At 61.4% G+C, this 13,279-nt stretch carries 10 protein-coding genes, 1 other RNA gene and 1 pseudogene; 8 read left to right on the forward strand and 4 right to left on the reverse strand.

Features of this window, described 5'->3' with window-relative positions; translation table 11 throughout:
* Position 1: 1 nt before the first annotated feature.
* The 3 genes from pheA to gyrA all read right to left on the reverse strand — a co-directional run bounded on the left by pheA (position 2) and on the right by gyrA (position 5,120).
* Complete coding sequence (pheA, locus tag AC3RCE_RS11730; protein WP_218297481.1) at positions 2–1,099, reverse strand: prephenate dehydratase; 1,098 nt, start codon at positions 1,097–1,099, stop codon at positions 2–4.
* Positions 1,100–1,231: 132 nt separating this feature from the next.
* Entirely contained in the window at positions 1,232–2,341 is a 1,110-nt protein-coding gene (gene serC, locus AC3RCE_RS11735) for a 3-phosphoserine/phosphohydroxythreonine transaminase (protein WP_218338748.1), read from the reverse strand.
* A 106-nt stretch (positions 2,342–2,447) separates the two neighbouring features.
* Complete coding sequence (gyrA, locus tag AC3RCE_RS11740; RefSeq protein ID WP_492255234.1) at positions 2,448–5,120, reverse strand: DNA gyrase subunit A; 2,673 nt, start codon at positions 5,118–5,120, stop codon at positions 2,448–2,450.
* A gap of 224 nt (positions 5,121–5,344) precedes the next feature.
* Here gyrA and ompA point away from each other — a divergent pair, with 224 nt between their 5' ends.
* From ompA to AC3RCE_RS11765, 5 genes are all read left to right on the forward strand, one after another.
* Positions 5,345–5,989 carry an outer membrane protein OmpA gene (ompA, locus tag AC3RCE_RS11745; RefSeq protein ID WP_218297478.1) on the forward strand — a complete coding sequence of 215 codons (645 nt, stop codon included), beginning with the start codon at positions 5,345–5,347 and terminating at the stop codon, positions 5,987–5,989.
* Positions 5,990–6,086: 97 nt separating this feature from the next.
* On the forward strand, positions 6,087–6,797 hold the full coding sequence (gene ubiG / locus AC3RCE_RS11750; RefSeq protein ID WP_218297477.1) for a bifunctional 2-polyprenyl-6-hydroxyphenol methylase/3-demethylubiquinol 3-O-methyltransferase UbiG: 711 nt from the start codon (positions 6,087–6,089) through the stop codon (positions 6,795–6,797).
* 10 nt (positions 6,798–6,807) lie between these two features.
* The gene (locus AC3RCE_RS11755; RefSeq protein ID WP_218338745.1) at positions 6,808–7,473 is read left to right on the forward strand and encodes an HAD family hydrolase; all 666 of its coding nucleotides are present in this window, start codon (positions 6,808–6,810) and stop codon (positions 7,471–7,473) included.
* Positions 7,474–7,485: 12 nt separating this feature from the next.
* Positions 7,486–7,872, forward strand: a transfer-messenger RNA (tmRNA) gene (gene ssrA, locus AC3RCE_RS11760).
* A gap of 193 nt (positions 7,873–8,065) precedes the next feature.
* Positions 8,066–9,307 carry a tyrosine-type recombinase/integrase gene (locus tag AC3RCE_RS11765; protein WP_492255235.1) on the forward strand — a complete coding sequence of 414 codons (1,242 nt, stop codon included), beginning with the start codon at positions 8,066–8,068 and terminating at the stop codon, positions 9,305–9,307.
* Positions 9,308–9,444: 137 nt separating this feature from the next.
* On the opposite strand, the pseudogene AC3RCE_RS11770 reads toward AC3RCE_RS11765, so the two are convergent.
* Positions 9,445–9,879: pseudogene (locus tag AC3RCE_RS11770) on the reverse strand (transposase); the annotation flags it as partial.
* 108 nt (positions 9,880–9,987) lie between these two features.
* On the opposite strand from AC3RCE_RS11770, the gene istA reads away from it, so the two are divergent.
* The 3 genes from istA to AC3RCE_RS11785 are packed head-to-tail and all read left to right on the forward strand — an operon-like array spanning position 9,988 to position 13,065.
* Positions 9,988–11,514 (forward strand): IS21 family transposase, encoded by a 1,527-nt coding sequence (istA, locus tag AC3RCE_RS11775; protein ID WP_492253782.1) that lies wholly within the window; start codon positions 9,988–9,990, stop codon positions 11,512–11,514.
* The gene (gene istB / locus AC3RCE_RS11780) at positions 11,504–12,307 is read left to right on the forward strand and encodes an IS21-like element ISThsp10 family helper ATPase IstB (protein ID WP_492253781.1); all 804 of its coding nucleotides are present in this window, start codon (positions 11,504–11,506) and stop codon (positions 12,305–12,307) included. Before istA ends, istB begins: the two co-directional genes overlap by 11 nt.
* A 2-nt stretch (positions 12,308–12,309) precedes the next feature.
* Positions 12,310–13,065 carry a bestrophin family protein gene (locus AC3RCE_RS11785; protein WP_492255236.1) on the forward strand — a complete coding sequence of 252 codons (756 nt, stop codon included), beginning with the start codon at positions 12,310–12,312 and terminating at the stop codon, positions 13,063–13,065.
* The last annotated feature ends 214 nt before the right edge of the window (positions 13,066–13,279 follow it).

The raw sequence follows: 13,279 nt of genomic DNA on the forward strand, positions 1-13,279 counted from the left end.
CTCAGGACGACACGGGGTAAGTGCCCAGGACCTTGTAGAACGCGCACAGGCTGCGCAGTTCTTCCAGGGCCCGTGCCACATGGGGCTGGGCGGGATGGCCGTCGAGGTCGATGTAGAAGTAATACTCCCACTGGCCGGTGCGGGCAGGGCGGGACTCGAAGCGCGTCATGGACACGCCATGGGTCTTGAGCGGCACCAGCAGGTCGTGCACCGCGCCGGGCTGGTTGGGCACCGAGACCACCAGGCTGGTGCAGTCCTTGCCCGAGGGCGGTGGCGTCTGCAGGGTGTGCGGCAGGCAGATGATGGCAAAGCGCGTGCGGTTGTAGGCGTCGTCCTGGATGGCGTGGGCCACGATGTGCAGCCCGAACTGCTGGGCCGCGCGTTCGCTCGACAGGCCGGCCCAGGCCGGGTTGGTGGTGGCCAGTCGGGCGCCCTCGGCATTGCTCGAGACGGGGCGGCGCTCGGCATGGGGCAGGTGCTTGGTCAGCCAGGCCTGGCATTGGGCCAGCGCCTGCGGATGCGCCAGCACCACCTCGATGCCATCGAGCGAGTTCGTGGTGCGCAGCAGGTTGTGGCGCACCAGCAGGCTCACTTCGCCCACCACATGGGTGGGGGTGTGCAGGAACAGGTCGAGCGACCGCGTGACCACGCCTTCGGTGGAGTTCTCCACGCCCACCACGCCGTACTGGGCGCTGCCAGCCGCGGTGGCGTGGAACACCTCGTCGAAGTTGGCGCAGTACATCAGGTCGGCCGCGCCGCCGAAGAATTCGATGGCCGCCTGTTCGCAGAACGTGCCCTCGGGGCCCAGCACGGCCACGCGCTGGGGCGATTCGAGCGCCAGGCAGGCCGACATGATCTCGCGCCAGATGGCGGCCACGTGCGGGCCCTTGAGCGGGCCGGGGTTGGCGGTCTGGATCTTCTCGATGACCTGGGCCACGCGGTCGGGGCGGAAGAAGGGTGTGCCTTCGCGTTTCTTGACTTCCCCCACCTGCTCGGCCACCAGCGCCCGCTGGTTCAGCAGCGTGAGCAGTTGCTGGTCGATGGAGTCGATCTGCACGCGCAGGCTGGCGAGGTCGGGTGAGGCTTGCGGAGTGTTCATGAATGGGGATGTCTGTGCGGGGCTGCTCGTCAACCGGTGTGCCACCGGCGTTCAGAAGGTGCAAAGGAATCCGGTGTGTCCGAGGGCGCTTTCGTGGGGCGTACGGGCATGCCGGGTTCGTTTTGCGCCTTCTCAGGCGTGTTTTTGTTCAAATTCTCGCATGTAGTCCACCAGCGCCTGCACGCCGGCCAATGGCATGGCGTTGTAGACGCTGGCGCGCATGCCGCCCACGGACTTGTGGCCCTTGAGTTGCAGCAGGCCGCGTTCCTTGGCCCCGGCCAGGAAGGCGTCGTTGCGGCTTTCGTCGCGCAGGAAGAACGGGATGTTCATGCGCGAGCGGCAGTTGGCGGCGACCTTGTTCACATACAACTGCGAGCTGTCGATGGCGCTGTAGAGCAGGTCGGCCTTGGCGATGTTGCGCTGCTCCATGGCGGCCACGCCGGTCAGGCTGCCTTCGGTCTGGCGCTTGAGCCACTGGAAGGTCAGGCCTGCGATGTAGATGCCCCAGGTCGGTGGCGTGTTGTACATCGACTGGTTGTCGGCCACGGTCTTGTAGTCGAAGGCGCTCGGGCAGGCGGGCAGGGCGTGGCCGAGCAGGTCTTCGCGCACCACGACCAGCGTGAGGCCGGCGGGCCCCAGGTTCTTCTGCGCGCCGCCGAATGCCAGGCCGACGCGCGACCAGTCCACCGGGCGCGAGGCAACGTGCGACGAGAAATCGATGACCAGCGGGGCATCGCTGCCCAGTGCCTTGAGGTCGGGCAACTGGTGGAATTCGATGCCATTGATGGTTTCGTTGCTGCAGAGGTGCAGGTAGCTGGCCCCCCGGCTGACCGTCCAGGTCGAAGGGTCAGGCAGGGTGGTGAACCCGGTGTCTTCGGCATTGGCGACGAGGTTGACTTCACTGGCGTACTTGCGCGCCTCCTTTTGCGACTTCTGGCTCCAGCTGCCAGTCACCACGAAATCGACCACGCCAGCGCGCGAGAGATTGAGCGGGACGATGGCGTTCTCGGCGAGGCCGCCGCCCTGCATGAACAGGATCTTGAAGTTCGCCGGCACGGCCAGCAGCCCGCGCAGGTCGGCTTCCGCCTGTTCGTAAATGGACAGGAACTCCTTGCCGCGATGGCTCATCTCCATCACGCCCATGCCGCTGCCGTGCCAGTCCAGCATTTCGGCGGCGGCCTGCTCCAGGACTTCGGTGGGTATGGCGGCCGGGCCGGCCGAGAAGTTGTAGGGGCGCATCATGTTTCTTGGTCAAAAAGGCTGCTGGCGCTTATGGCGTAAGCGCTGGCAGCTTCACTTTCAATAGCATTCCTGGAGGGGGCCCGCAGGCCCCGCATCCACCGGGAGGTCAGGCGTCGGGTGTTTCCGGGGTGTCGGGGGCCGTGGGGGCTGCGCTGTCCGGATGGCCTTCGCCGTCGGCCTCGGCATCTGCGACGTTGGCATCGTTTTCGACAATGCGCTGCAGGCCGCTGAGCTTGGACCCTTCGTCCAGAGCGATCAGCGTCACGCCCTGCGTGGCGCGGCCCAGTTCCCGGATCTCGGAGACGCGGGTGCGCACCAGAACGCCCTTGTCGGTGATCAGCATGATCTCGTCGTCGGCATGCACCAGCGTCGCGGCGACGACCTTGCCGTTGCGCTCGCTCTGCTGGATGGCGATCATGCCCTTGGTGCCGCGGCCGTGGCGCGTGTATTCGACGATGCTGGTGCGCTTGCCGTAGCCGTTTTCGGTGGCGGTGAGCACGCTTTGCGTTTCGTCTTCGGCCACCAGCATGGCGATCACGCTCTGGCCGTCTTCCAGCATCATGCCGCGCACGCCGCGGGCCTGGCGGCCCAGCGGGCGCACGTCGTTCTCGTCGAAGCGCACGGCCTTGCCGCCGTCGCTGAACAGCATCACGTCGTGCTGGCCGTCGGTAAGGGCGGCGCCGATCAGGTAGTCGCCGTCGTCCAGGTTCACGGCGATGATGCCGCCCTTGCGCGGGTTGCTGAATTCATCCAGCGCCGTTTTCTTGACGGTGCCCATGCTGGTGCCCATGAAGACATAGCGGTCCGCCGGGAAGGTGCGCATGTCGCCCGTGAGCGGCAGCACGACGTTGATCTTCTCTCCGTCCTGCAGGGGGAACATGTTGACGATGGGGCGGCCGCGCGAGCCGCGCGAGCCTGCCGGCACTTCCCAGACCTTGAGCCAGTACAGGCGGCCGCGGTTGGAGAAGCACAGGATGTAGTCGTGCGTGTTGGCGATGAAGAGCTGGTCGATCCAGTCGTCTTCCTTGGTCGCCGTGGCCTGCTTGCCGCGCCCGCCACGCTTCTGGGCGCGGTATTCGGACAGGGGCTGGCTCTTGATGTAGCCGGTGTGGCTGAGCGTGACCACCATGTCGGTGGGGGTGATCAGGTCCTCGGTGGAGAGGTCCTGCGCGCTGTATTCGACGATGCTGCGGCGTGCGCCCAGCTTGTGCTGGCCGAATTCCTGCTTGATGGAGGTGAGTTCGTCGCCGATGATGGCCGATACGCGCTCGGGCTTGGCCAGGATGTCCAGCAGGTCTTCGATAACCGCCATGACTTCCTTGTACTCGGCCACGATCTTGTCCTGCTCCAGGCCGGTCAGGCGCTGCAGGCGCATCTGCAGGATTTCCTGGGCCTGCGTTTCCGACAGGCGGTACAGGCCGTCCTGGCCCATGCCGAATTCCTTCTCCAGGCCGTCCGGGCGGTAGTCGTCGGCGTTGATCACGCCGCCATCGGCGCGCGTGCGGGTGAGCATCTCGCGCACCAGCTTGCTGTCCCAGGGGCGGGCCATCAGCTCGGCCTTGGCCACGGGCGGCGTGGGCGCGTTGCGGATGATGGCGATGAAGTCGTCGATGTTGGCCAGGGCCACGGCCAGGCCTTCGAGCACGTGGCCGCGGTCGCGCGCCTTGCGCAGCTCGAACACCGTGCGGCGGGTGACCACCTCGCGGCGGTGCTGCAGAAAGACGCTGATCAGGTCGCGCAGGTTGCACAGGCGGGGCTGGCCGTCGATCAGCGCCACCATGTTCATGCCGAAGGTGTCCTGCAGCTGCGTCTGCTTGTACAGGTTGTTGAGCACCACCTCGGGCACTTCGCCGCGCTTGAGCTCGATCACCAGGCGCATGCCCGACTTGTCGGATTCGTCCTGGATGTGGCTGATGCCCTCGATCTTCTTCTCGTGCACCAGCTCGGCCATGCGCTCCTGTAGCGTCTTCTTGTTGACCTGGTAGGGCAGCTCGTCCACGATGATCGCCTGGCGCTGCCCGCGATCGATGTCTTCGAAGTGGCATTTGGCGCGCATGATCACGCGCCCGCGCCCTGTGCGGTAGCCGTCCTTCACGCCATTGATGCCGTAAATGATGCCGGCGGTGGGGAAGTCGGGCGCCGGAATGATCTCCATCAACTCGTCGATGGACACGTCCGGGTTGCGCAGCATGTGCAGGCAGGCATCCACCACCTCGTTGAGGTTGTGGGGCGGAATATTCGTGGCCATGCCCACGGCAATACCGGCCGAGCCATTGACCAGCAGATTGGGGAGTTTGCTGGGCAATACCAGCGGCTCCTTTTCGCTGCCGTCGTAATTGGGCCCGAAATCGACGGTTTCCTTGTCGATGTCGCCCAGCATTTCATGGGCGATCTTGGCCAGCCGGATTTCGGTATACCGCATTGCCGCAGCGTTATCGCCGTCCACGGACCCGAAATTGCCCTGGCCATCCACCAGCATGTGGCGCAGCGAAAAATCCTGCGCCATCCGCACGATGGTGTCGTAAACGGCGGAATCACCATGCGGGTGGTATTTGCCGATCACGTCTCCCACGATACGGGCCGACTTTTTATAAGGCCGGTTCCAGTCGTTGTTGAGCTCGTGCATCGCAAAAAGTACGCGGCGGTGTACAGGCTTCAGCCCATCGCGCGCATCGGGCAGGGCCCGGCCCACGATCACGCTCATCGCGTAATCGAGGTAACTGCGCCGCATCTCTTCTTCGAGGCTGATCGGCAGGGTTTCTTTGGCAAACTGGGTCATTGGGGACGGCGGTGGCGGCGAAGGAGAACCATTTTAGAGGTAAGACCGTGTAGCGACCACGCAACATATCGAAGCAATTCCGGTTTTGTCCTACGGGCCCTGGGTAGCCTCCACCGCTTTTGCCCTGTTACGTATGGCACAATCGTTTGAACGCTTCGGGTGGTGGTCACCCCAAGCGTCCTGATTCGCAGCGCGGCTGCGGCTTTTTCCCCAAGAGGAGAACCATGAAGAAACTGAACAAAGTGGCGATGTTGTTTGCCTCTGCAGCGCTCGCAACCGCCGCTGGCGCACAAACCGTTGACAACTGGAGAGATGCTTCTGGCCAACTGGTCTGGAAGAACGGCACCAACGAATACTGCTGGCGCAATGCCAACTGGACGCCTGCCACTGCTGCTCCTGGCTGCGATGGCGCGATCGTCGCCCCCGCTCCAGCTGCCGCTGCTGCTCCAGCCGCCGCCCCAGCACCCGCTGCCGCTCCAGCACCCGCACCAGCTCCAGCACCTGCTGTCGCTACCAAGGTGACCTATGCCGCTGACGCATTCTTCGACTTCGACAAGTCGGTGCTGAAGCCAGAAGGCAAGGCCAAGCTGGATGATCTGGTTTCCAAGGTCAAGGACATCAACCTGGAAGTGATCATTGCCGTGGGTCACACCGACTCCGTGGGCTCTGATGCATACAACCAGAAGCTGTCGGTTCGCCGTTCCGAAGCCGTGAAGGCTTATCTGGTGTCCAAGGGCATCGAAAAGAACCGCGTCTACACCGAAGGCAAGGGCGAAAAGCAACCCGTCGCCGACAACAAGACCGCCGAAGGCCGTGCGAAGAACCGTCGCGTGGAAATCGAAGTGGTCGGTACCCGCGCTTCCAAGTAATCTTCGGATTGCTTCACAAAAAAGCCCCGGCAACGGGGCTTTTTTGCGTCTGGGGGTTTTATCCTCCATTTTCCTTCCTTCATGGACAATCTCTGGCATGAGTGAAACCGTCAATGCAGATCCGGCCGAACTGGCCAAGTTTTCCGAATTGGCCCATCGCTGGTGGGACCCTGAAAGTGAATTCCGTCCCTTGCACCAGATCAATCCTTTGCGGCTTGACTGGATCCAGGGGCAGTGCGACCTGTCGGGCAAGCGCGTTCTGGATGTCGGCTGTGGCGGCGGCATCCTGGCCGATTCCATGGCCCGCAAGGGCGCGGAGGTGACGGGCATCGATCTGGCCTCCAAGGCCCTGCGCGTGGCGCAATTGCATGCGCTGGAAGCTCAGACCACCAATATCCAGTACCGGGAAATCAGCGTGGAAGCCTTGGCCAAGGAGCAACCTGCCAGCTTCGATGTCGTCACATGCATGGAAATGCTCGAGCACGTACCTGATCCAGGATCGGTGGTGAGGGCATGCTCAGAGCTCGTGAAACCGGGAGGCTGGGTGTTTTTCTCCACCATCCACCGCAATGCCAAGGCTTTCATGCTGGCCATCGTAGGGGCTGAATATGTGCTGAACATGCTGCCGCGGGGAACGCATGAGTACGCCAAGATGATTCGGCCCAGCGAACTGGCCGCAAGTTGCCGAAGCGCGGGCCTGCATGTACAAAATACCCGGGGCCTGGAATACAACCCCCTCACGCGGCGCTATTGGCTGAGTGCGGACACCAGCGTGAACTATCTTGTGGCCACGCGGCGCACTGCCTGAGGGCGCACCCATGTTTCACAATATTCGTGCGGTGTTGTTTGATTTGGACGGAACGCTGATCGACAGTGCCCCGGACTTGGGCGCCGCTGCCGACAAGATGCGCACTGACCGCGGATTGCCGTCGCTGCCGCTGGAGCGTTACCGCCCCATGGCGGGTGCCGGCGCGCGCGGCATGCTGGGCGAAGCCTTCGGTATGGCTCCCGACCATCCGGATTTCATGACCATGCGCGAGGAGTTCTTTGTGAACTATGAGTCGCGCATGACGGAGCGCACCAGCATCTTTGACGGCGTTCCAGAACTCGTATCCCAGATACTGCAACGCAACATGGCATGGGGCGTGGTTACCAACAAGGCAGCCCGCTTCACGGACCCGCTGACCCGCTCCATTCCCCTGTTCGTCACTGCGCGGGCGGTCGTCAGCGGGGACACCACTCCCCATGCGAAGCCGCATCCTGCTCCTTTGCTCGAGGCGGCAGCGCGCCTGAAAGTGGAGCCCGGGCAGTGCATCTATGTTGGCGATGACGAGCGTGACATCGTGGCAGGTTTGGCCGCAGGAATGGGGACCGTGGCCGCAACCTATGGCTACCTGGGTGCAAAAACCAATCCGATGGAGTGGGGCGCCCATGCCGCAATTAAATCTCCCTTCGAGCTCTTGCAATTGCTGGGGAGCACCTAAAATAGAGGCTCTGGGGCTGTCCTGGTTTCGACGTGGGTTCGGAATCGGTGTGGTGCATGTCGAGCTTGAGTCACGCTCGTAAATCTCGATTTAAAAAACTAACTGCAAACGACGAACGTTTCGCACTCGCTGCTTAATTGCCAGTGAGCCTTGCAACAGTTGGCCGATGGGCTGGGCAAGGGGGTTCTGAGCAATCAGTGCCTCCCGGCTGCAAGGATAATTACATGGGCTGGTCCTGATCCGGGTACCTTGGATTGGGGCGAGAAAATAGGGTGCTGGCGGCCTGTGTAGCGTGCGACTGCGCGACACAGGCAGCGAGATTCAAATCAGACCGCTAAACATGTAGATCTGCCCGATGAAGGCTTGCGGACGCGGGTTCAATTCCCGCCAGCTCCACCAGTAACCCGTCTAAAGGCATCCAATGCACCCATTGGATGCCTTTTTTCTTTGTGTTTTCAATAACTTAGCGTCTGAATGGGTCCAAGGGCGTCTAACTGCAGCTAGATGTGGATCGGGGAACAAATCGGGGAACAAGGTAGGATATGTTGCGAGGAACGAGGATTGTTCCCCGGTTGCTGCCTAGAAGGTCCCCATGCTCACTGACAAAGAATGCAAGAATGCCGCCTGCCCATCTGACAAGAAAAGGGCGCGTTTTACCGATTCAAATGGTCTCTACTTGGAGGTGAGTCCTACAGGCTCCAAGCGATGGTTTTGGAAGACCTACTTTGATGGCAAAGAAAGCCGGATAGCGTTGGGAAGCTATCCCAGCGTCAGCCTCACGGAGGCCCGTAAGGCCAGAGATCGAGTCAAGCTGCAGAAGGCGGACGGTGTCAACCCTATTGAAGCTCGGCGAGTCACCAAATTGGTGAAGGAGACGACCCTCGGCGAGACATTCAAGGAGATCGCGCAGGACTGGCTGTCTCGCCAAAAATCCGTCTGGAGTCCCGGTCATTTTCAGCGCATGGAAAGGCAGTTTGAGCGCGACATGTTTCCGTGGATTGGTGGGCGCAATCTCTCAGAGATCAAGCCTGTTGAACTTCTTTCCGTATTGCGAAAAATTGAAAGCCGAGGCGCACTTGAAACAGCAGATCGTGCGCTCATGCTTGCGCGTCAGGTTTGGTGCTATGGCGTTGCTACCGGTAAAGTTGACCGGGACATCACCGGTGACTTGAAGGATGCGCTGACGCCCTATCGAGGCAAGCACTTCGCCGCAATTACGGAGCCTGCAGAGTTGGGAGAGTTATTGCTCTCGATCGACCACTATCGTGGTGGACCGATTGTCAAGGCTGCTCTTCGACTTGCTCCATTGCTATTTCAACGGCCAGGAGAGTTGAGGGCGGCTGCGTGGTCGGAAGTGGACATGGATGTGGCTTTATGGACGATTCCGGCAGCGCGTATGAAGCGGGGCGTGGAGGGTAAGGAGTACGGTCCGCCCCATGTGGTGCCGTTGTCGAAGCAAGCCCTCGAAATCTTTCGTGAACTCCACAAGTTGACCGGAGGGAACAAGCTGGTGTTTCCTGGTGAAAGAAATCATGATCGGCCTATCTCAGAAAACTCAGTGCGCACGGCGCTGATATCCATGGGCTACACGCCTGACATCCACACTTGGCACGGTTTTCGGGCAACTGCTAGAACTATGCTCGCTGAGCAACTGGAGTTCGATCCTCTGGTGATTGAAGCCCAGCTTGCCCATGCTGTGAAAGACGCGAACGGGCGAGCCTACAACCGGGCTCAGTACCTTGCTCAGCGGACAAAGATGATGCAGTCATGGGCAGACTATCTCGATCGCCTGCGCCACGCTCCGAAATCGAAAGCTCGGACTAAGCCGAGATAGATGTTGAGCTAGGGAAGGTCTGCACGAATCACTTGGAAGTGAGCTACGCCCGTCCGTGAGATGAAGCCTGCCCCAGGAGGCGCCCAAACACTGTCCAAGCGCCTCCTGGGGGAAGCAATTCCCCGATTTCGTTGGCATTACGCCCCTCGCGCACGCACCTGCCCCAGGGCCAGCAATTTGTACCTGACAATCCACAGGTTGGACGGCGCAAACAGCGTCACGATCTGCGCCGTGTTTTTCTTCAAACCACGGTAGCGCACCTTCACATAACCAAACTGCTGCTTGAGCACTCGGAACGGGTGTTCCACTTTGGCTCGGATGCGCGCCTTGGTGCGCTCGAATTGGTCAATCAGCCCATCCACAGGCTTGTCCTTGTCCAACGCCCGGCGCAATCCAGGGCGCATGGCGACATGCCAGCGTACGCCACGTCTGGCGTCAGGCCGCTTGTCCACTCCTTGGTAGCCCGCATCGCCAAAGGCATCTGCCTCCTGCCCGTGCAGCAGGCTATTGGCTTCGACAACGTCGTTCACGTTGCCGCTGGTGCCTCGCACCGTATGTACCAGGCCCGAGTCTGTTGATTTCCACGCAGAAGTGACCCACTAACCCCCAGGATTTCCATCCAAATCTGATCCACGTACTAACCCTAACCTGCTGCTTTGTTGAGCAGCAGGAGACCAGGAGTGATAGACGTGGCAACACTGAGTGTCATCAGGCGCTGGGCCCTGCGAGAGCAGCTGTCCATCAGGGAGATCGCCCGCCGCACGGGCCTCTCGCGCAACACCATCCGCAAGTACCTGCGCGCAGGCGAGGCCGAGCCGCACTATGCCAAGCGAGTCAGTCCATCCAAGCTCGATCCCTTCGCCTTGAAGCTCGCCGGCTGGCTCAAGACGGAGGCTGGCCGATCCCGCAAGCAGCGGCGCACCGTCAAGCAGATGTACGTGGATCTGCAGGCGCTCGGTTATGGCGGCTCCTACAACCGTGTGGCGGCCTTTGCGCGCCTCTGGCACGAGCAGCGCCTGGTTGCACAGCAGACCACCGGCCGAGGTACCTTCGTTCCGCTGACCTTTGGCCCGGGTGAGGCCTTCCAGTTCGACTGGAGCGAGGACTGGGCTGTTCTCGCCGGCGTGCGCACCAAGCTGCAGGTAGCCCACTTCAAGCTCAGCCACAGCCGAGCGTTCTACCTGCGCGCCTATCCGCTGCAGACGCACGAGATGCTGTTCGATGCCCACAACCATGCGTTCGTGGTCCTGGGTGGCGTGCCCCGCCGTGGCATCTACGACAACATGCGCACCGCTGTAGACCGGGTGCGCCGTGGCAAGGAGCGCGACGTCAATGCGCGCTTTGCGGCCATGGTCAGCCACTTCCTGTTCGAGGCCGAGTTCTGCAATCCCGCGTCGGGCTGGGAGAAGGGCCAGGTGGAGAAGAACGTGCGCGATGCCCGCCATCGCCTGTGGCAAGTGGTGCCGCCATTCCCAAGCCTGCCCGATCTCAATGCCTGGCTTGAAGAGCGCTGCGTGGCGCTGTGGCACGAGATCGAGCACGGCAAGCTGCCGGGCACCGTCGCGGATGTCTGGGCTCAAGAGAAGCCCGCCTTGATGCCAATGCCCCGGCCCTTCGATGGCTTTGTGGAGAACACCAAGCGCGTCTCACCCACCTGCCTTGTCCACTTCGAGCGCAATCGCTACAGCGTGCCGGCGCCGTATGCCAATCGGCCGGTGAGCCTGCGGGTCTATGCGGATCGCTTGGTGATTGCCGCCGAAGGCCAGATCGTGTGCGAGCATCAGCGCCTGATCGAGCGTAACCACCATGGTGCGGGACAGACCGTGTACGACTGGCGCCACTACTTGGCGGTGCTGCAGCGCAAACCAGGAGCTTTGCGCAACGGCGCCCCATTCCTGGAGCTGCCAGCGGCCTTCAAGCGACTGCAAGCCACCTTGCTCAAGCAAACCGGCGGCGACCGGGAGATGGTGGAGGTACTGGCACTGGTGCTGCACCACGATGAACAGGCTGTGCTCGCTGCAGTGGAGTTGGCACTGGAGTCAGGGGCTGCCAGCAAGACGCACATCCTGAACGTGCTGCACCGCCTGCTGGACGGCAAGCCCGCTCCAGCACCGGTCACGTCGCCGCAGGCCCTCAAGCTGGCGGTGGAACCCCAGGCCAATGTGCTTCGCTACGACCAATTGAGGGAGGTGCGCTATGCGTCATGACCCTGCCATCGCTTCCATCGTGATCATGCTGCGCGAGCTCAAGATGCACGGCATGGCCCAGGCGGTTGCGGAACTGGCTGAGCAAGGTGCACCGGCCTTCGATGCGGCGCAGCCCATCCTGTCCCAACTGCTCAAGGCCGAGACCGCCGAGCGCGAAGTGCGCTCTGTGGCCTACCAGCTCAAGGTGGCCAGGTTCCCTGCGTACCGGGACATGGCGGGCTTTGACTTCAGCCACAGCGAGGTGAACGAGGCACTGGTACGCCAGTTGCACCGCTGCGAATTCTTGGAGAACGCCAACAACGTGGTGCTGGTGGGTGGACCGGGTACGGGCAAGACCCACATTGCCACGGCCCTCGGGGTGCAAGCCATTGAGCACCATCACCGCAGGGTGCGGTTCTTCTCCACGGTGGAGCTGGTCAATGCACTGGAAGAGGAGAAGGCCCAGGGCAAGCCGGGGCAGATCGCGCACCGCCTGGCCTATGCTGACCTGGTGATCCTGGATGAGCTGGGCTACCTGCCGTTCAGTACGTCAGGAGGAGCCTTGCTGTTCCACCTGCTGTCCAAGCTGTACGAGCGCACCAGCGTCGTGATCACCACCAACCTGAGCTTTAGCGAGTGGGCCAACGTGTTCGGCGATGCCAAGATGACCACGGCGCTGCTGGACCGACTCACGCATCACTGCCATATTCTGGAAACCGGCAACGACAGCTACCGGTTCAAGAACAGCTCCGCACAGCAACCACCACAGACCACCAAGAAGGAGAAGATAGCCAAGAACTTATCCACAACGTGAGCGTGAAGTTCACGAACAAGGGTGGGTCAGATCGAGATGGAAATGGTGGGTTACGGTTGGATGGAAATCAACACTATGCGCGCTACTGGGAGGCACGCATGTTGTGGGGGGTGCTGTTGAATGACACACGCTCGTTGGTTCGGCAAGCCCTTACACACATCGATGATCCATCACATACGCGCGACTTCGCGATGTATCTGATTGCCTTTGTCCATGCTCTGAGACATCAGTTGCGCGGCAGTGACCCTTCCCCTGATCTTCGGCGCCTGCTCTCGGACAGTGATTGTGTCCGCTTGCAGAATTTGCGCTACAAACCGGCTGCACTGCTGCTTCACGCAAGCCGTTGGGTTCGTGAAAAACGCCAGGAAGGTGTACTGTCGCCGGTGCTCGTCCCGGTCATGGAATCCTCTATGACCCACCTCTGCGATGCACTCGGCGGCTGTGAAAGGATTGCCAACACACCGATTCCGTTCACATATTCCGTACTGATTCATAGAACAGTCTTTACCTATTGCCTGCTTCTACCCTTTGGTCTGGTTGACTCCATTGGGGCCATGACTCCCGTTGTCGCGGGATTCATTGCATACACTTTCTTTGCTTTGGAGGCTGTGGCGGCGGAGATCGAGGAGCCATTTGGGATGGCTCCGAACGACCTTGCTCTGGATGCAATGTCCAGCATGATCGAGGAATCTCTTCGTGAGATGCTTGGTGAGCAGTTGCCCGAGAAGCCCGATGCCGCAGAAATCATCTTGACTTGATCGGGCTTGTCGGGACATTTTTTTGAAGACCCGGGCCTTGCGTCGTTTCTTGTCCTTGTACAACTTCATGCCGGCATGGCGCACGACGTCCCTGGAGTTTTCACTCTCCTGAGTCTAGGCAGCGCTTCCGATACGCCCCTGGTTTCGATGAACTCTGCATGCTTTCGCACGGTCTTCTGGGAGGAAGTGAAAATCCGGCGCAAGCAGGATGCGA

The sequence above is a fragment of the Acidovorax sp. GW823-FHT05D11 genome (genome assembly GCF_058795695.1).